Here is an 18,626-nt window from a genome sequence, read left to right on the forward strand (position 1 = left end):
GGGACCTCGGACCCGTCCCTAGACTGGCTCACCATGCGAAGCGAGCCCGTCGTCCAGATCGAGAGTCTGGTCAAGCGGTACGGAAACAAGACCGCGGTCGACGGTCTCGACCTCAGCGCCGGGGCGGGCATCACCGCCGTCCTCGGCCCCAACGGTGCGGGCAAGACCACCACCATCGAGACCTGCGAGGGCTACCGGAAGCCGGACTCCGGCACCGTGCGCGTCCTCGGCCTCGACCCGGACCGCGAGGCCGCCGCGCTGCGGCCCCGGATCGGCGTGATGCTCCAGTCCGGCGGCGTCTACTCCGGCGCCCGCGCCGACGAGATGCTCCGCCACGTCGCCAAGCTCCACGCGGACCCGCTGGACGTGGGCGACCTCGTCGAGCGCCTCGGCCTCGGCAGCTGCGGCCGCACCACCTACCGGCGCCTGTCCGGCGGCCAGCAGCAGCGCCTCGCGCTCGCCATGGCCGTGGTCGGCAGGCCCGAGCTCGTCTTCCTCGACGAGCCGACCGCGGGTCTGGACCCGCAGGCGCGCCGGGCCACCTGGGACCTCGTGCGCGATCTGCGCCGCGACGGTGTCTCCGTCATCCTCACCACGCACCACATGGACGAGGCGGAGGAGCTCTCCGACGATGTCGCGATCATCGACGCGGGCAAGGTGATCGCCCAGGGCAGCCCCGACGAGCTGTGCCGGGGCGGCGCCGAGAACACCCTGCGCTTCACCGGGCGCCCCGGCCTGGACGTCGGCTCGCTCCTCAAGGCGCTGCCGCCGGACTCGGCCGCGGCCGAACTGACCCCCGGCGCCTACCGCGTGAGCGGCAGGGTCGACCCGCAACTGCTCGCCACGGTCACCTCGTGGTGCGCCCAGCACGGGGTCATGCCGGACCGCATCTCGGTCGAACGCCACACCCTCGAAGACGTCTTCCTGGAGCTCACGGGTAAGGAGCTGCGCGGATGAGCGCCGCCGGTACGTACACGCCGAAGCCGGGCGCCGCCCCGCTGTCCCGCATGATCGCCGCGCAGGCGGCCCTCGAGACGAAGATGCTGCTGCGCAACGGCGAGCAGCTCCTGCTGACCGTCGTCATCCCGACGCTCCTGCTCGTGCTTTTCAGCACGGTCGACATCGTCGACACCGGTGACGGCAAGGCCGTGGACTTCCTCGCGCCCGGCATCCTCGCGCTCGCCGTGATGTCGACGGCCTTCACGGGCCAGGCCATCGCGACGGGCTTCGAGCGGCGGTACGGCGTGCTCAAGCGGCTCGGCGCCTCGCCGCTCCCCCGCTGGGGCCTGATGGCGGCGAAGACCCTGTCCGTCCTGGTCACCGAGGTCCTGCAGATCGTCCTGCTCACGGTGATCGCCTTCGCGCTCGGCTGGTCGCCGCACGGCAACCCCTTCGCCGTACTGCTGCTCCTGGTGCTCGGCACGGCCGCGTTCTCCGGGCTCGGTCTGCTGATGGCGGGCACCCTGAAGGCCGAGGCGACGCTCGCCGCCGCGAACCTCGTCTTCCTGCTCCTCCTGATGGGCGGCGGCGTGATCGTCCCGCTCGACAAGTTCCCCGACGCCGCGCAGTCGGTCCTCGGTCTGCTGCCCATCTCGGCGCTCTCCGACGGGCTGCGCGACGTCCTGCGGCACGGCGCGGGCATGCCGTGGGGGGACCTCGGGATCCTGGCGGTCTGGGCGGTCGCCGGGCTCGGCGCGGCGGCCAGGTTCTTCCGCTGGGAGTGACGTGAGCGCGGAACGGGCACTCCCGTTCCGTGGCCGACACCCCGGAATTACCCGGACCATCGCGGGCAGCCCGCGCCCTGCAGCCGCTGCTGCACGACGTGGTCATCTGCGTCGCGGCCCCCGCGTTCGCCGCGTCGCCCCGCGACGGCCAGCTCCGCGGCGCGCGGGCCGACGGCTTCTACGACCACGACCGGCGGCTCCTGCACACGCTGTGCCTGCTGCTCGACGGCCGTGAGCCCGAGCCCGTCGGCGTCCAGCCGCTCGGCCCCGACCGGGTCCGCTTCACCTCCGTGCACCGCTACCCCGGCGACCCCACGGACGACCCGACGGTGATCATCGAGCGCGAGCGCACCGCGGGCGCGGGCGAGACGGTCCTGCTGCGCAACGTCGGCACCGTCGTCCGCCGATTGCGCGTCGCACTGACCGCGGCCACCGATCTCGCCGACATCGCCGACGTGAAGCGCGGCCTCACCGGGCCTGCCGTCGCCCCGTCCGCCCCGCGCGCCGGAGGCCCCGCGCTCGTCTGGCGCTCCCCCACGGGCCGGGTCCGGGTGCGCGCCGTCGAGTGCCCCGACGGGCCCGTGACCGCCGCGGGCCCGACGCACGGCACCTTCACCTGGCCGCGGGTCGAGCTCGCGCCGGGCGGCTCCTGGCTGATCCGGCTCACCATCACGGGCCGTGCCACCCCCGACCCGCCGGGCCACCCGGTCGCCGCGTCCCCGCACGTGCCCTGGTCGGATCCGGTGGTCCGCGGCGACCGGCGCCTGATCGGCCTGGTCCGCCAGGGACTCGCCGAGCTGCGGGCGCTGCGGCTCGCGGACCGCGCGGGACGCGGGAGCGCCCGCTTCGACGACCAGTTCATCGCCGCGGGCTGCCCCTGGTACCTGACGCTCTTCGGCAGGGACTCCCTCTGGTCGGCCCGCATGCTGCTGCCGCTCGGCACCGAACTGGCCCGCGGCACCCTGTGGACCCTCGCCCGCCGCCAGGGCACGGTCCACGACGACTTCCGCGAGGAGGCGCCGGGGCGGATCCTGCACGAGCTGCGCCCCGCCGAGTCCCGGCACGGCCACGGGCTGCTGCTCCCCGCCCACTACTACGGCTCCGTCGACGCCACCCCGCTCTTCGTCTCGCTACTGGTCGACGCCTGGCGCTGGGGCCTGCCCGCCGCCGAGGTCGAGGCGCTCCTGCCGTACGCGGAGCGCGCGATGGCCTGGATCGTCCGCACCTGCGGCAAGGACGAGGACGGCCTGCTGCGCTACTACCCGCGCCCCGGCGGGCTCCTGCACCAGTCCTGGAAGGACTCCGCCGACGCGGTGCGCGACGCGGCGGGGCGGCGCGTCGAGCCCCCGCTGGCCCTCTGCGAGGTGCAGGGCTACGCCTACGAGGCCGCGACGGGCCTCGCCGACCTGCTGCACTCGCGCCGGGCGACGGCGCGGGCCAGGAGGCTGCGCACCTGGGCCGCGGCGCTCCGCCGCCGCTTCGCCGACGCCTTCTGGATCGACGCCAAGGAGGGGCCCGCGCCCCGGTACGTCGCCATCGCGGTGGGCCGCGACCTCGATCCGGTCACGGGCCCCGCCTCCAACATGGGCCAGCTGCTCGCCACCGGGATCCTCGACGGGGACGGCTGCGCCGACGTCGCCGCCTGGCTGGCCGCGCCCGAGCTGAACTCCGGCTGGGGCCTGCGCAGCCGGTCGGCCGCCGTGCCCGGCTTCAACCCGCTGAGCTACCACGGCGGTTCGGTGTGGACCCACGACACGGCGATCGCCGTGCAGGGCCTGTGCGCGGCGGGCCGCCCCGCCGAGGCCGCGCTGCTCGCCGACGGACTGCTCGACGCTGCCGTCCACTTCTCGTACCGGATGCCGGAGCTGTACGGTGGCGACGCCCGCACCGGGACCTCGCCCGCACCGCTCGCCTACCCGGCCGCCTGCCGCCCGCAGGGCTGGTCGGCGGCGTCCGGCGTCGCGGTGCTCGGCGCGCTGCTCGGCCTGTGCCCCGACGCCCCGCGCCGCAGGCTGCGGCTGCGCCCGCTCCCCCCTGGCCTGCTCGGGCCGCTCACCGTGTCGGGACTGCGCCTGGCGGGCGCGGACCTCTCGGTGCGGATCGACCACGCGGGGCGTACGACGGTGACCGGACTGCCCGACGGCTGGGAGGTGGACACCGGCGGGGGCGCCGGTTCAGACACCGGCGCGGGCGCCGGTCCCCACCTGCCCGGCTGACGCTCCGTCCGGTGCGGCGAGGAGCGCGCGGTACTCGTCCTGCATGCGCTCCAGGTAGATCTTGCGCAGATCGAAGTGCCCGGTCACGTGGGTCCGTCCGCGCAGGCCCATCAGGCGGCCCGTCCCCCGGTCGTCGAGGAGTTCGGCGAGCCGCGCGGCGAGCTGCTCCTCGTCCCTGTCGGGCACCAGGTAGCCGATCACCCCGTCGTTGTCGACGCCCTCGTCGAGGCCGCCCATCCGGGTCACCACGACGGGCCGCGCCGCACACATCGCCTCCAGCGGGGCGAGCCCCATCGGCTCGTCGAAAAGCGAGGGATAGACGACGACCGTGGACTCCGCATAGAGATCAGGCATTTGATCGACACCGGCCTCGACGAATTCCACGTACGGCTTCAGATCACGCTTTTCGATCTCCTTTTCGACGCGCTCCCTGAATCCGATCTTCTCGCCGTGGAAATCGACCGTCTGACGGGTGTCCGTAAGCAGCAGACGGGGGGTGAATACACACATCCCGCGGCGGACGATCAGGTCGAGCGCGCGGACCGCGAGCAGCGCCCCCTTGTCGGGGATCAGGCGGGCGGGCAGCAGCACCGTACCCGGCTGCGGCTCGACGTCGAGAGGGGCCACGCGCGCGTACGGAGCGGTGTCGATGCCCAGGTAGGTGCGCTCGGCGCGCACGCCGAGGACGTCGGCGCAGGCGGTGCGCATGAACTCGGACACGGCGTAGTGCCGGTCCCAGCGGTCCGCGGTGAGCACGGATTCCCCGTGTCCCGGCTCGCCCCAGATGCTGTGGTACGTGTGGCAGAGCGCGAGTCGCAGCGGGCCCCGCAGGGCCTCGACGGCCTGGGCGGGGGCCGCGCTGAAGTGGTGCAGGTTGTGGCAGTGCACCAGCCTGATGCCGCGCTCGCCGAGCACGTCGGCGAACCACCGGGTGAGCCGCCGCGCGTCGTCGGGGCCCGGGTCAAGCCGCGCCAGGTCGAGCGCCGGGTGGGTGAGCACCTCCACCCCCGGTTGACCCGGGCACTGCGCGCCCGGCGTCCCGGTGAGCACGGTGACGCGGTTCCCCTCGCGCGCCAACAGCCGTGAATAGTCCCAGAGGTGGGATTCCACCCCGCCCACGCTGGGCGGAAAGGACCAGTGGACCAACGCGATATCCATCCCGCCCCCCGGGTGTCGATCCCTTGTGCCGAGGTCCATGCCGCCTCCGTACCGTCGAATCCGCGAAGCGCAGATGCTAGCCCCAGATTCCGCCCTCAGATTCCACTGCGGCGATATTCCGGAGGGTACGGCTTTCCCCCGAGAATGGGACTGTACTGCGCACTGCGCGGGGGAGGCAGACAGGGGGAACTGATGTCCGTATCCATTTCCGGCGCATTCACCGGCGTCCGCAAGCAATTCGCGGTCACGCGCAGGCGCTTCGCCGTCGGCATCAGGCGGCTCGCCACCGGCACCACCGCGGTCTCCGCCCTGGCCATCGCCCTGATGGGGATCATCAAGGAGAAGACGAGCGGCCCGGTCCTCGTGGTATTCGTCGCGCTCATCGTGCTGGCCGTCCTCTCCCTGGTCCTCGTCGCCCGTCCCGCCGCGCAGGAGAGCGCGACGGCCGAGGGCGCCGCCGTGCGCGCGGTACCGCCCAACAACCTCCCCTTCCGCTCGCGGTACTTCGTGGGCCGCAAGAAGGAAATGGCCCGTCTGGAACGGACCCTGCGCCCCGAGAAGGGCCCCAAGGGCCGCCGCGTCAGCGTGGTGCACGGCACCGGCGGCGTCGGGAAGTCCCAGCTGGCCACGGCGTACGCGCACGGCACGCTGGCCGAGCACAGCCTCACCCGCTGGCTCAACGCGACCAGCCCCGACCGGCTCCTGTGCGACCTGCTCGAACTCGCCACCCTGATCGGCATCACCTACCACGAGTCCAAGACCGTCGTCCTGACCCGGCTGTGGAGCTGGCTGCGCGACCATCCGGACTGGCTCCTCGTCTACGACAACGTCCAGCTCGACGGCGCCGAACAGCCCGACGAGGGACCCGTCGACCACCAGCGGCGGTTACAGCCCCTGCTGCCGCCCGAGGGCGTCGGCGAGATCCTGATCACCACCCAGCTGCGCGAGGGCTGGACCGGGCTCTGCCCCGACCCCGTCGAACTCACCGTGTACGACGAGGAGGACGGCCTGGCCTTCCTGCGCAAGCGGACCGGTTCGACCGCCGACGAGCGGCTGCGCGGCCTCGGCCGGCAGCTCGGCTGGCAGCCGCTCGCCCTCGAACAGGCGGGGGCGTACATCGAGCAGGCCGAGATCGGCGTCGAGGACGAGGACTTCGAGGAGTACCTGCGGCGCCTCTCCGCGCAGAGCGCCGACAGCGACGCCAAGACCTTCGAGCTGGCGATCGAGCGGATCGGCGCGCAGCAGCCCGCCGCCGAGGACCTGATGCGGCTGTGCAGCTTCCTGGCCTCCGAGGACGTGCCGCGCGCCACGCTCTTCCGCTACCGCTCGGTCCTGCCCGACCGGCTGCGGCTCGTCATGGACGACCAGCTGGCCTTCACCCGGCTCGTCCTCAAGCTGGTGGACCACTCCCTGATGACCCGCCACGGCGACGGCCGCACGGAACCGGTGACGTACGGAATCCACCCCCGGGTGCAGATCTTCATCCGGTCCCGGCTGACGGGGCACGAGCGCCTGGAGTGGTCGCAGGCGGCGGTCCGGCTGATCGAGGCGGCCTTCCCGCTCGCCCCCGACCAGCTCGAATCGCGGGTGGCCTGCGACCGGCTCATGCCGCACGTCGACGCGGTCACCGCCGAGCCCGCCTGGGCCGCCGACAACGACGGCGAACTGGGCGCGGCCCGCGACCCCGAGGCGTTGGTGCGCCTCCTGCACCGGGCGGGCAGCTACCAGAACCACCGCTGCGAGTGGAAGAGCGCGCTGGCCTACTTCGCCCGGGAGGCGGAGCTGCGCGGCCTGGGCACGGGATCCGAGCAGTGCCTGGCGACGGCCCATCTGGCCATCGCGCGCCAGCACTACCTCCTCGCCCACCTCGACACGGCCGAGGCGGCCTGCGGCAAGGCCCTCGCCCTGTGCGACGCCCACAAGGACGACGACGCCTTCCAGCAGGTGCGGGCGCAGTGCTGTCGGCAGTTCGGCGGCATCCTGCGCGAGCGCAACCGCTTCCGGGAGGCGAGCGGCTATCTGGAGGCGGCGCTGCGCATCTACGAGCTCCAGGGCTCGGGCTGGGAGGTCATCGACTGGGCGGTCACCGAGCAGGAGGCCGGGATGATCCACCGCAACGCCGGTCGGCACATCGACGCGCTCGACTGCTACGAGCGGGCCGGTGACCTCGTCGGCGGCGGGGGCTCCACCGGTCTGGAGGAGCACGTCGTGTTCCGCGCGATGCTCCGCCGCGACGTCGGCATCGTGGCGCAGGACCGCGGCGACCTGGACACCGCCGAGCGCGAGCTCACGGCGGCGCACGAGGTGTTCCGCACCAAGCGCGGCGAGGAGGACTTCGAGACCGCGCAGGTCGCCAAGTTCCTCGCGGACGTGCTGCGCCGCAAGGGCCAGCAGTGCAAGGCGGCGTCCCGGCGCACCCGCAATCCGCTGCGCAAGCGCACGCTGCGCGCACAGGCCCAGGCGCACCTCGCGCGGGCCCACGAACTGCTCTGCCCCGTCCTCGCCCTGCTCGGCAAGCGCCGTACGACGGAGGCCCACACCTACGCCGCCTGTCTCAACAAACTGGGCTCGCTGCAATGGGCGCAGGGGCATCTGCACCGGGCCATCGACACCCTGCGCGAGGCCGAGGAGATCTACGTCACCGCGTACGGACCCGACCACCACTACCGGGCCAAGACCCTCTCGCGGCTCGGTCCCGTCCTGCGCGCGGCGGGCGATCGCGAGGGCGCCGAGCGCGAACTGCGCACGGCCGAGCGCATCTTCGTCGCCAGCCTGGGCGAGGACCACCCCTCGCTCGTCGCGGTGTACGAATTCCTCGCCGACTGCGCCACGGACCCCGCGGAGGCGGGGGAGCTGCGGGCCCGCGCCACCCGGATCCACCGGTCGCTCTGGGGTAAGTCGTCCCCCTCGTGAAAGGTTGCACAAGCGGCCCCCTACGATAGGGCGCGTGCCAAACGTGACCCGAGACGACGTCGCTCAAGCCGTGCGGAACCCGCTCGCCTTCATCGCCGAGCGTTGGACTCCCAGCCGGCGGACCGTCCAGCAGGCGGCCTTCATCTCCCTCGCGATGACCGTGCTCATCGTGGTGACGGGCGGTGCCGTCCGGCTGACCGGCTCCGGCCTCGGTTGCCCGACGTGGCCCAAGTGCACCGAGGACTCCCTGACCGCGACCAGCGAGATGGGCTTCCACGGCGTCATCGAGTTCGGCAACCGCATGCTGACGTACGTGCTGTGCGCCGCCGTCGGCTGGGCGATCATCGCCGCGCGCTCGCAGAAGCCGATGCGGCGCAGCGTGACCCGGCTCGGCTGGATCCAGTTCTGGCTGGTCATGGGCAACGCCGTGCTCGGCGGCATCGTCGTCCTCGTCGGCCTCAACCCGTGGACGGTCGCGGCCCACTTCCTGCTCTCCTCCGCCCTGATCGCGGTCGCCGTCACGATGTGGCAGCGCACCCGCGAGGGCGACGCGGAGCCGCGTCCGCTGGTCGGCAAGGCCGTGGCGCAGCTCGTCTGGTTCCTGGTCGCGGCCTCCGTGCTGCTCATCGCGGTCGGCACGGTCGTGACGGGCTCGGGTCCGCACGCGGGCGACTCCAGCGAGGTGCCGAGGATGGGCTTCGACTGGGAGACGGTCAGCAAGCTGCACGCGGTGCTCGCGTGGATCGTGGTGACGCTGACGTTCGCCCTGTGGTTCGTCCTCAAGGCGGTCGACGCCCCGCGCGGCCCGCTCTCGCGCACCCGCGACCTGTTCCTGATCCTGCTCGCGCAGGGCGCCATCGGCTACGTCCAGTACTTCACGGACCTGCCGGAGGTCCTGGTCGGCCTGCACATGTTCGGCTCGTGTCTGGTGTGGATCGGCGTGGTGCGGGTGCTGCTCGCGCTGCGGGAGCGCCCCGTGGGTACGGCGGGGCTGCCCGCCCAGGCCGACGACTCACAGCTCTCGTCCGTCTGAGAGTCCGTACACCCGGCGGGCGTTGCCCGCGGCGATGAGTCCGGCGACGCGCTGCGCGTCGCCGAGCGACCAGGCCCCCTCGGCGACCCAGGTGCCGAGCACCCGGCCGAGCGCCTCCCGGAACAGGCTCGCGCCGACGACGTGCAGTTCGGGCAGCCCGTGGGCGCCGCTGGAGAACAGCAGCTTGCCGAAGGGCGCCAGTTCCAGGATCTCCGCGAGCACGGCCGCCGCACGGGCCCCGGTGCGCACCAGGGCGGGCCCCAGGTCCGCGTACACGTGCGGGAAGACGGCAGCCAGGTGCGCGGCGCTGCGGTGGTACGGATAGCCGTGCAGGAGCACCAGGTCGGTGCCGAGCCCCGCGGTGGCCCGCGCGAAGTCCCCGAAGTACGTCTGGGGGTCTCCGGCGCCCGCGTGCAGTTGCAGGGGACGTCCTGAGGCCACGGCGACCCACAGCAGGTGCCGCAGCAGCACCGGGTCGGTCAGTTCGCCGCCGACCTGCCGCCCCGCGAGCCAGCGCACGACCGCGCCGCGCACCTCGCCGGGCCCCGGCGGCTCCGCGGCGAGCGCGAGCGGGTGCCGCACGCCCGCGACCGAGGTGAAGGCGACGGCTTCCCCGGCGGCCGCGTGCACGGACTCGGCGAGATTGGCGAGGAACGAGTCGGCGGTGCCCGAGGTGTCGGCGACCTGCTCGGCCAGTAATTCCAGGCGGACGATCTCGCGGGCCTCGGCGTCCCCGGTGGAGGCCATCTCGCCGGGACCCGTCAGGTCTCCGGGCAGCCCCGTGTCGACGAGGTAGGTGGTGATGCCGCTGCCGCGCAGCAGGCGTCGCCCCGACTCCAGTACGCCCAGTTCGCGGCGGCGGGCGAGATAGCGGGCGGGCGGGCAGTGCTGCTCCAGGCCGAGCAGCGGCGGACACCAGCGGCGCACCGCGAAGCCGGTCTGGGTGTCGAAGAAGGTGGTGCCGGGGGCGGGCGGTCCCTCGCCCCGGCCGAGGTGGGCCTCGAAGGTGCCGAGGCCCAGCTCCGTACGGAGAACGCCATGGCAGTACTGATCCACCAGTGACGGCGTTTCGATCATGCGGGCTCCCGCTGGGTGGACCTTGCTCCTACGGTCCTAACGGGTGACCCGGGTGTCAGGTGTTGCTTTCGGTCAGTCTCGGCAGAACGTTCGACAACGGCTTCAGCCGTTGCTCGGGCCGCCGATCTGGATGCCCGCCATGCGCGTCCACTCGTAGGGGCCCGTCTCCACCTTGGCGGCGAAGTCCCCGTCGAAGTCCTCGTGGACGGTGATGCCGGACTTCTCGACCGCGCTGCGCGCGACGGCGTAGGTGGGCGCGACCAGATCGCCCCAGCCGCCGTCGTCGCCGACGAGCACGATGCGGGAGCCCTTCCGGCCGATGTACGCGATCTGCCCCTCGGCGCCGCCGTGCGCCTGCGCGAAGGAACTGATCTGCTGGGCCAGCTTGGCCGCCCGGCGCTCGTCCTTGACGGCCTGCTTGCTGTCGTCCACCTGCTCTGTGTCTGCCATGGCCAGGATGCTACCGACGAGTAGCCCATGTGGCGACGGGTGGACCACGTGGCGTGGGCCACGCAGGGGCGCCCCCTAAGGGGCGCGGGGAACTGCGCGCTCAGCCAGGTCCGGCCCGAGGACGAACGAGCTACCGCAAGAAGGGGTCAACCGCCACAGCGACGAACAGCAGCGAGACATAGGTGATCGACCAGTGGAAGAGCCGCATCTCCTTGAGCTTCCCGCCCGTGACCTCCGCCTTGGCCCGGTTCTGCAGCCCGTGCGCCTCCCACAGCCACCAGCCACCGGTGACGAGGGCGACCGCCGTGTAGAACCAGCCGGTGTAACCGAGCGGCTGGAGCAGCAGGGAGACGGCGACCATGACCCAGCTGTAGATGACGATCTGGCGGGCGACCACCTTGTTGGAGGCGATGACCGGCAGCATCGGCACGCCCACGCGCGCGTAGTCGTCCTTGACCTTCATGGACAGCGGCCAGTAGTGCGGCGGCGTCCAGAAGAACATGACGAGGAAGAGGATGATCGGCGCCCACGACATGGAGTTGGTGACCGAGGACCAGCCGATGAGGACCGGCAGGCAGCCCGCGATGCCGCCCCACACGATGTTCTGCGAGGTGCGCCGCTTGAGGATCATCGTGTAGACGACCACGTAGAAGAGCAGCGCGCCGAGCGAGAGCCAGGCGGAGAGCCAGTTGACGGCGAGGCCGAACAACAGCGTGGCCACGACGCCGAGGGTGATGCCGAAGACGAGGCACTCGCGCGGGCTCACCATGCCGGTGACCAGCGGTCGTTGCGACGTGCGGTCCATCAGGGCGTCGATGTCGCGGTCGATGTACATGTTGAGCGCGTTGGCGCCACCTGCCGAGAGGTAGCCGCCCAGGCAGGTCACGAAGACCAGCCACAGGTCCGGCACGCCCTGCTCGGCGAGGAACATCACCGGAACGGTGGTGATGAGGAGGAGTTCGATGATCCGCGGCTTGGTCAGCGCCACGAACGCCTTGACACGGGCCCCGAACGGCCGATGGCTCGGGCTAATGTCCGTCCCGGAAACCCCCGCTGGACGGGATTCAACGGCCGTCACGCACACCCCTGACAGAGACATCCCAGCGAGCCGACCAGCACCTTCAGACATGAAGATCCGGTAAAGGCTCGCGCGTACCACGCCACTGTAGACGTTGCCCATACCTCGCCCTTCGCGGGGGTGGGGTCGTGTTGAGCGACCGGGCGCACGGCGCGGGCGACGCGCCGGGCGGTCACATGAGCGGTGTCGACGACCCTTTGAGCGGTCACATGAGCACCCCTTTATTCACATGGTGAATCCCCGCCCTTTCCTTTCAGGAGGCGGATCCCCGCGTGTCCCGGCAGTCTGGAATGACTCGAAAAAATGCACGTTCCACCAGCGGTAGGCTCGACATCGGCCGGTGGGATCTACATCGCCGGCATTCGACATGTGGAGAGGAGCCCTGACTCAGGGTGAGCACCAAGCCGACCACCACAGACCTCGAGTGGACCGAACTGGACCAGCGAGCCGTTGACACCGCTCGCGTCCTGGCCATGGATTCCGTACAGAAGGTCGGCAACGGCCATCCCGGTACGGCCATGAGCCTCGCGCCCGCCGCGTACACCCTCTTCCAGAAGGTGATGCGGCACGACCCGGCGGACGCCGAGTGGACCGGTCGCGACCGGTTCGTGCTCTCCGCGGGCCACTCGTCCCTGACCCTCTACATCCAGCTGTACCTGGCCGGCTTCGGCCTGGAGCTGGACGACCTGAAGGCGTTCCGGACCTGGGGCTCCAAGACCCCCGGCCACCCGGAGTACGGCCACACGGTGGGCGTGGAGACGACGACGGGCCCGCTCGGCCAGGGCGTCGCCAACGCCGTGGGCATGGCGATGGCGACCCGCTACGAGCGCGGTCTCTTCGACCCGGAGGCGGCCGACGGCTCCTCCCCGTTCGACCACTACATCTACGCCATCGCCGGTGACGGCTGTCTCCAGGAGGGCATCTCCGGAGAGGCGTCCTCGCTGGCCGGCCACCAGAAGCTCGGCAACCTGATCCTGCTGTGGGACGACAACCACATCTCGATCGAGGGCGACACGGAGACCGCGGTCTCCGAGGACACCCTCAAGCGGTACGAGGCGTACGGCTGGCACGTCCAGCGCGTGGCGCCCAAGGAGGACGGCGACCTCGACCCGGCCGCCCTCTACGCCGCGATCCAGGCCGCCAAGGCCGTGACGGACAAGCCGTCCTTCATCGCGATGCGCTCGATCATCGCCTGGCCCGCCCCCAACGCGCAGAACACCGAGGCCGCGCACGGCTCGGCGCTCGGCGACGAGGAGGTGGCCGCCACCAAGCGCGTCCTCGGCTTCGACCCCGAGCAGACCTTCGAGGTCTCCGACGAGGTCCTCGCGCACACGCGCAAGGCCCTCGACCGGGGCCGCGAGGCCAAGGCCGAGTGGGAGAAGGGCTTCGCCGCCTGGCGCACCGCCAACTCCGAGCGCGCCGCCGAGTTCGACCGTGTCGCCGCGGGCGAGCTGCCCGAGGGCTGGGAGGAGAAGCTCCCCGCCTTCGAGACCGGCAAGGGCGTCGCCACGCGCGCCGCTTCCGGCAAGGTCCTCCAGGCGCTCGGCGCGGTCATCCCCGAGCTGTGGGGCGGCTCCGCCGACCTCGCGGGCTCGAACAACACGACGATCGACAAGACGAGCTCCTTCCTGCCCGCGGGCAACCCGCTGCCGGAGGCGGACCCGTACGGCCGCACGATCCACTACGGCATCCGCGAGCACTCCATGGCCGCGGAGATGAACGGCATCGCGCTGCACGGCAACACCCGCATCTACGGCGGCACCTTCCTGGTGTTCTCCGACTACATGCGCAACGCCGTCCGCCTCTCCGCGCTGATGCACCTCCCGGTGACGTACGTCTGGACGCACGACTCCATCGGTCTCGGCGAGGACGGCCCGACGCACCAGCCGGTCGAGCACCTGGCCTCGCTGCGCGCCATCCCGGGCCTGAACGTGGTCCGCCCGGCCGACGCCAACGAGACCGCGATCGCGTGGCGCGAGATCCTCAAGCGCTACACCAAGGAGTTCGGCAAGGGCGCCCCGCACGGCCTCGCGCTGACCCGCCAGGGCGTGCCGACGTACGAGCGCAACGAGGACGCCGCCAAGGGCGGTTACGTCCTGTTCGAGGCCGACGGCGGCGAGCCGCAGGTCGTCCTCATCGGCACCGGCTCCGAGGTCCAGCTCGCCGTCGAGGCGCGCGAGCAGCTGCAGGCCGCGGGCGTTGCGACGCGCGTCGTCTCGATGCCGTGCGTCGAGTGGTTCGAGGCGCAGGACCAGGGGTACCGCGACAGCGTGCTGCCGCCGTCCGTCAAGGCGCGCGTGGCGGTCGAGGCGGGCATCGGCCTGACCTGGCACCGCTTCGTGGGCGACGCCGGACGCATCGTCTCGCTGGAGCACTTCGGCGCTTCGGCGGACGGCAAGGTCCTGTTCCGCGAGTTCGGCTTCACCGCCGATCACGTAGCCGCCGCCGCGCGGGAATCGATCGACGCCGCTCAGCGCTGACGCCGACATACGACCAAGTAGGAGATGTATTTCCCATGACAGACGCATTGAAGCGCCTCTCCGAAGAGGGCGTCGCGATCTGGCTGGACGACCTGTCGCGCAAGCGGATCACGTCCGGCAACCTCGCCGAACTGATCGACCAGCAGCACGTCGTGGGCGTCACGACCAACCCGTCGATCTTCCAGAAGGCGATCTCGTCGGGCGACGGCTACGAGCAGCAGCTCGCCGACCTCGCCGCGCGCAAGGTCACCGTCGAAGAGGCCATCCGCATGATCACGACGGCGGACGTCCGTGACGCCGCCGACATCCTGCGCCCGGTCTTCGACGCGACGGGCGGCCAGGACGGCCGCGTGTCCATCGAGGTCGACCCGCGCCTGGCCCACAACACGGCGGCCACGGTCGCCGAGGCCAAGCAGCTGGCCTGGCTGGTGGACCGGCCCAACACGCTCATCAAGATCCCGGCCACCAAGGCGGGTCTCCCGGCGATCACCGAGGTCATCGGCCTCGGCATCAGCGTCAACGTCACGCTGATCTTCTCGCTGGAGCGTTACCGCGAGGTCATGGACGCCTTCCTCGCCGGCCTGGAGAAGGCCAAGGAGCGCGGCCTGGACCTCGCCAAGATCCACTCCGTGGCGTCCTTCTTCGTGTCCCGCGTGGACACCGAGATCGACAAGCGCCTGGACGGCGTCGGCACGGACGAGGCCAAGGCCCTCAAGGGCAAGGCCGCGCTCGCCAACGCCCGTCTCGCGTACGAGGCGTACGAGGAGGTCTTCTCCTCGGACCGCTGGGCCGCGCTCGACAAGGCGCAGGCCAACAAGCAGCGTCCGCTGTGGGCCTCGACCGGCGTCAAGGACCCGGCGTACAAGGACACCCTGTACGTCGACGACCTCGTCGCGCCCAACACGGTGAACACCATGCCGGAGGCGACCCTGGAGGCCACCGCCGACCACGGTTCCATCACCGGCAACACCATCGCGGGCACCTACGACGCCGCGCGCGCCGAGATCGCCGCGGTGGAGAAGCTCGGCATCTCGTACGACGACGTCGTGCAGCTCCTTGAGGACGAAGGCGTCGAGAAGTTCGAGGCCGCCTGGAACGACCTGCTCAAGTCCACCGAGGCCGAGCTCGAGCGCCTCGCCCCTTCGAAGGGCTGACCACCTTGTCAAGCAGCAATCCGCTGCGTGACGCCGCAGACCGACGGCTCCCGCGTATCGCGGGGCCGTCGGGCCTGGTCATCTTTGGCGTCACGGGCGATTTGTCCCGTAAAAAGTTGATGCCCGCCGTCTACGACCTCGCCAACCGCGGTCTGCTTCCGCCGGGCTTCTCCCTCATCGGTTTCGCCCGCCGCGAATGGCAGGACGAGGACTTCGCGCAGGAGGTGCACGACGCCGTCAAGCAGCACGCGCGCACGCCCTTCCGCGAGGAGGTCTGGCAGCAGCTCATCCAGGGCATGCGCTTCGTCCAGGGCAACTTCGACGACGACGACGCCTTCGAGCAGCTCAAGGCGACCATCCAGGACCTCGACAAGGCGCAGGGCACGGGCGGCAACTTCGCCTTCTACCTCTCGGTGCCCCCGAAGTTCTTCCCGCAGGTCGTCCAGCAGCTCAAGAAGCACGAGCTGGCGGACGCCCCCAAGGGCTCCTGGCGCCGCGCGGTCATCGAGAAGCCGTTCGGCCACGACCTGAGGTCCGCCCAGGACCTGAACGCGATCGTGCACGAGGTGTTCGCCCCGGACCAGGTGTTCCGGATCGACCACTACCTCGGCAAGGAGACCGTCCAGAACATCCTGGCGCTCCGCTTCGCCAACCAGATGTTCGAGCCGATCTGGAACCGGTCGTACGTGGACCACATCCAGATCACGATGGCCGAGGACATCGGCATCGGCGGCCGCGCCGGGTACTACGACGGCATCGGCGCCGCCCGTGACGTCATCCAGAACCACCTGCTCCAGCTGATGGCCCTGACCGCGATGGAGGAGCCCGCCTCCTTCGACGCGGACGCGCTCGTCGCCGAGAAGGCGAAGGTGCTCGGCGCGGTGAAGCTGCCGAAGGACCTCGGCAAGGACACCGTGCGCGGGCAGTACGCCGCGGGCTGGCAGGGCGGCGAGAAGGCCGTCGGCTACCTCCAGGAAGACGGCATCGACCCCAAGTCGAAGACCGACACCTACGCGGCCATCAAGTTGCAGGTGGACAACCGCCGTTGGGCGGGCGTCCCGTTCTACCTGCGCACCGGCAAGCGGCTCGGCCGACGGGTCACGGAGATCGCGGTGGTCTTCCAGCGCGCGCCCCACTCCCCCTTCGACCACACCGCCACCGAGGAGCTCGGGCAGAACGCGATCGTCATCCGCGTCCAGCCCGACGAGGGCATCACGGTCCGCTTCGGCTCCAAGGTGCCCGGCACCTCCATGGAGATCCGGGACGTGTCGATGGACTTCGCGTACGGCGAGTCCTTCACCGAGTCCAGCCCCGAGGCGTACGAGCGGCTGATCCTCGACGTCCTGCTCGGCGACGCCAACCTCTTCCCGCGCACGGAGGAGGTCGAGCTGTCCTGGAACATCCTCGACCCGATCGAGGAGTACTGGGACAAGCACGGCAAGCCCGCGCAGTACCCGGCAGGCACCTGGGGCCCGACCGAGGCGGACGAAATGCTCGCACGAGACGGACGGAGCTGGCGTCGGCCATGAAGATCGACCTTACGGACACCACGTCCAGCAAGATCAACAAGGCGCTCGTGCAGGGGCGCAGGGCGATCGGCACCCCGGCCGTCGGCATGGTGCTCACCCTCGTCATCGTCACCGACGAGGAGAACGCCTACGACTCCCTGAAGGCCGCCAACGAGGCGTCCCGCGAGCACCCCTCGCGCACCCTCGTGGTCATCAAGCGCGCCGCGCGCTCGCCCCGTGACCGCACCACGTCGCGGCTCGACGCCGAGGTGCGGGTGGGCGTCGAGGCGGGCACCGGCGAGACGGTGGTCCTGCGGCTGTACGGCGAGGTCATCAACCACGCCCAGTCGGTCGTCCTGCCGCTGCTCCTGCCCGACGCCCCGGTGGTCGTCTGGTGGCCGGTGAACGCCCCGCTGGACCCCGCCAAGGACCCGCTCGGGGCGCTGGCCCAGCGCCGCGTCACGGACACCTACGCGGCCGAGCAGCCGATCCACGAGCTGACCGCGCGCGCCGACGCGTACACCCCCGGCGACACGGACCTGTCCTGGTCCCGGATCACGCCGTGGCGCTCGATGCTCGCGGCCGCGCTCGACCAGGTGACCTGCAAGGTCACCGGCGTCGAGGTGGAGGGCGAGGAGTTCAACCCGAGCTGCGAGCTGCTCGCGATGTGGCTCGCCGACCGGCTCGACGTCCCCGTGAAGCGCTCGCTGTCCGCGGGGCCCGGCCTGACCGGCGTACGCATGGAGACCGACTGCGGTCCCATCGTGCTCGACCGGGCCGACGGCTCGCTCGCGACGCTCTCCATCCAGGGCCAGCCGGACCGCGCGGTGGCGCTCAAGCGCCGCGAGACGTCCGAGCTGATCGCGGAGGAGCTGCGGCGCCTGGACCCGGACGACACCTACGCCTCCGCGCTGAAGTTCGGCGTGGACCGCTTGGGCGAGGCCGCGGAGCAGTCGGCCGCGCCGACCGGTGAGAAGGCCGCCGACGAGCCGAAGAAGGCGGCCGCCGCACCGGCGAAGAAGACCGCCGCCAAGAAGGCGGCGTCGAAGTGACGGGGGCACCGCAGCTCGTCGTCCACCGCGACAAGGAGCTGATGGCGCGGGCCGCGGCGGCCCGTCTCATCACGAAGATCGTCGACGCGCAGTCCGCCAGGGGCTACGCGTCGGTGGTCCTCACCGGCGGCCGCAACGGCAACGGCCTCCTGGCGGCGCTGAGTTCGGCCCCCGCGCGGGACGCGATCGACTGGTCGCGGCTCGACCTGTGGTGGGGCGACGAGCGCTTCCTGCCGGACGGCGACCCCGAGCGCAACTACACGCAGGCCCGCGAGGCCCTGCTCGACTCGGTGCCGCTGAACCCGGCGCGGGTGCACCCGATGCCCGCGTCGGACGGCCCGTACGAGGCGGACGCGGCGGCGGAGGTCTACGCGGCCGAACTCGCCGCGGCCGCGGGCCCCGAGGACCACGGCCCGGTGCCGACCTTCGACGTCCTGATGCTCGGCGTCGGCCCCGACACGCACGTCGCCTCGCTCTTCCCCGAGCTCCCCGCGGTGCGCGAGACGGAACGCACGGTGGTCGGCGTGCACGGCGCGCCGAAGCCCCCGCCGACCCGCGTCACGCTCACGCTCCCCGCGATCAGGTCGGCCCGCGAGGTCTGGCTGCTCGCGGCGGGCGAGGACAAGGCGAAGGCCGCGGCCATCGCCCTCTCGGGCGCGGGCGAGATCCAGGCCCCCGCAGCAGGCGCCTACGGCCGCTCACGCACGCTGTGGCTCCTGGACACCGCGGCAGCCTCCCAGCTCCCCCCGGAGCTGTACCCGCCGTCGGTGGCCTGAGCGCCAT

General features: G+C 71.6%; 14 protein-coding genes. 10 read left to right on the forward strand and 4 right to left on the reverse strand.

The genetic code is table 11. The annotated features are described in order from the left end of the window. The first annotated feature begins 33 nt into the window (after positions 1–33). From KY5_RS09325 to KY5_RS09335, 3 genes are read left to right on the forward strand one after another with little or no spacing between them, the layout of a single operon-like run. Positions 34–957 (forward strand): ABC transporter ATP-binding protein, encoded by a 924-nt coding sequence (locus KY5_RS09325; RefSeq protein ID WP_098241785.1) that lies wholly within the window; start codon positions 34–36, stop codon positions 955–957. Continuing rightward, complete coding sequence (locus KY5_RS09330) at positions 954–1,724, forward strand: ABC transporter permease (protein WP_098241786.1); 771 nt, start codon at positions 954–956, stop codon at positions 1,722–1,724. Before KY5_RS09325 ends, KY5_RS09330 begins: the two co-directional genes overlap by 4 nt. A 29-nt stretch (positions 1,725–1,753) precedes the next feature. Continuing rightward, positions 1,754–3,940 (forward strand): glycogen debranching N-terminal domain-containing protein, encoded by a 2,187-nt coding sequence (locus tag KY5_RS09335; protein ID WP_234362669.1) that lies wholly within the window; start codon positions 1,754–1,756, stop codon positions 3,938–3,940. Here KY5_RS09335 and KY5_RS09340 read toward each other — a convergent pair. Next, positions 3,899–5,050 carry a glycosyltransferase family 4 protein gene (locus KY5_RS09340; protein ID WP_234362670.1) on the reverse strand — a complete coding sequence of 384 codons (1,152 nt, stop codon included), beginning with the start codon at positions 5,048–5,050 and terminating at the stop codon, positions 3,899–3,901. The two genes, KY5_RS09335 and KY5_RS09340, sit on opposite strands and share 42 nt — an antisense overlap. A gap of 240 nt (positions 5,051–5,290) precedes the next feature. Here KY5_RS09340 and KY5_RS09345 point away from each other — a divergent pair, with 240 nt between their 5' ends. Both KY5_RS09345 and KY5_RS09350 read left to right on the forward strand, forming a co-directional pair. Further along, the gene (locus KY5_RS09345; RefSeq protein ID WP_159072503.1) at positions 5,291–8,011 is read left to right on the forward strand and encodes a tetratricopeptide repeat protein; all 2,721 of its coding nucleotides are present in this window, start codon (positions 5,291–5,293) and stop codon (positions 8,009–8,011) included. Positions 8,012–8,054: 43 nt separating this feature from the next. Beyond that, a complete protein-coding gene (locus tag KY5_RS09350; protein WP_199843544.1) occupies positions 8,055–9,044 on the forward strand; it encodes a COX15/CtaA family protein in 990 nt (329 codons plus the stop codon). On the opposite strand, the gene KY5_RS09355 is transcribed toward KY5_RS09350, so the two are convergent. The 3 genes from KY5_RS09355 to KY5_RS09365 all read right to left on the reverse strand — a co-directional run bounded on the left by KY5_RS09355 (position 9,024) and on the right by KY5_RS09365 (position 11,655). Next, entirely contained in the window at positions 9,024–10,121 is a 1,098-nt protein-coding gene (locus KY5_RS09355) for an amidohydrolase family protein (protein WP_098241790.1), read from the reverse strand. The two genes, KY5_RS09350 and KY5_RS09355, sit on opposite strands and share 21 nt — an antisense overlap. Positions 10,122–10,223: 102 nt before the next feature. After that, complete coding sequence (locus KY5_RS09360) at positions 10,224–10,571, reverse strand: hypothetical protein (protein WP_098241791.1); 348 nt, start codon at positions 10,569–10,571, stop codon at positions 10,224–10,226. A 130-nt stretch (positions 10,572–10,701) separates the two neighbouring features. Further along, the gene (locus tag KY5_RS09365) at positions 10,702–11,655 is read right to left on the reverse strand and encodes a heme o synthase (protein ID WP_098241792.1); all 954 of its coding nucleotides are present in this window, start codon (positions 11,653–11,655) and stop codon (positions 10,702–10,704) included. A 386-nt stretch (positions 11,656–12,041) separates the two neighbouring features. On the opposite strand from KY5_RS09365, the gene tkt reads away from it, so the two are divergent. From tkt to pgl, 5 genes are read left to right on the forward strand one after another with little or no spacing between them, the layout of a single operon-like run. Further along, entirely contained in the window at positions 12,042–14,129 is a 2,088-nt protein-coding gene (gene tkt / locus KY5_RS09370; RefSeq protein WP_098241793.1) for a transketolase, read from the forward strand. A gap of 35 nt (positions 14,130–14,164) precedes the next feature. Further along, the gene (gene tal, locus KY5_RS09375; protein WP_098241794.1) at positions 14,165–15,283 is read left to right on the forward strand and encodes a transaldolase; all 1,119 of its coding nucleotides are present in this window, start codon (positions 14,165–14,167) and stop codon (positions 15,281–15,283) included. Positions 15,284–15,288: 5 nt separating this feature from the next. Then, on the forward strand, positions 15,289–16,812 hold the full coding sequence (zwf, locus tag KY5_RS09380; RefSeq protein WP_098241795.1) for a glucose-6-phosphate dehydrogenase: 1,524 nt from the start codon (positions 15,289–15,291) through the stop codon (positions 16,810–16,812). Continuing rightward, the gene (gene opcA / locus KY5_RS09385; RefSeq protein ID WP_098241796.1) at positions 16,809–17,843 is read left to right on the forward strand and encodes a glucose-6-phosphate dehydrogenase assembly protein OpcA; all 1,035 of its coding nucleotides are present in this window, start codon (positions 16,809–16,811) and stop codon (positions 17,841–17,843) included. Before zwf ends, opcA begins: the two co-directional genes overlap by 4 nt. Then, positions 17,840–18,619, forward strand: a complete 780-nt coding sequence (gene pgl, locus KY5_RS09390; RefSeq protein WP_098241797.1) for a 6-phosphogluconolactonase — start codon at positions 17,840–17,842, stop codon at positions 18,617–18,619. The genes opcA and pgl overlap by 4 nt, the downstream gene beginning before the upstream one ends. The last annotated feature ends 7 nt before the right edge of the window (positions 18,620–18,626 follow it).

This window comes from Streptomyces formicae (assembly GCF_002556545.1).
Classification (GTDB): domain Bacteria; phylum Actinomycetota; class Actinomycetes; order Streptomycetales; family Streptomycetaceae; genus Streptomyces; species Streptomyces formicae_A.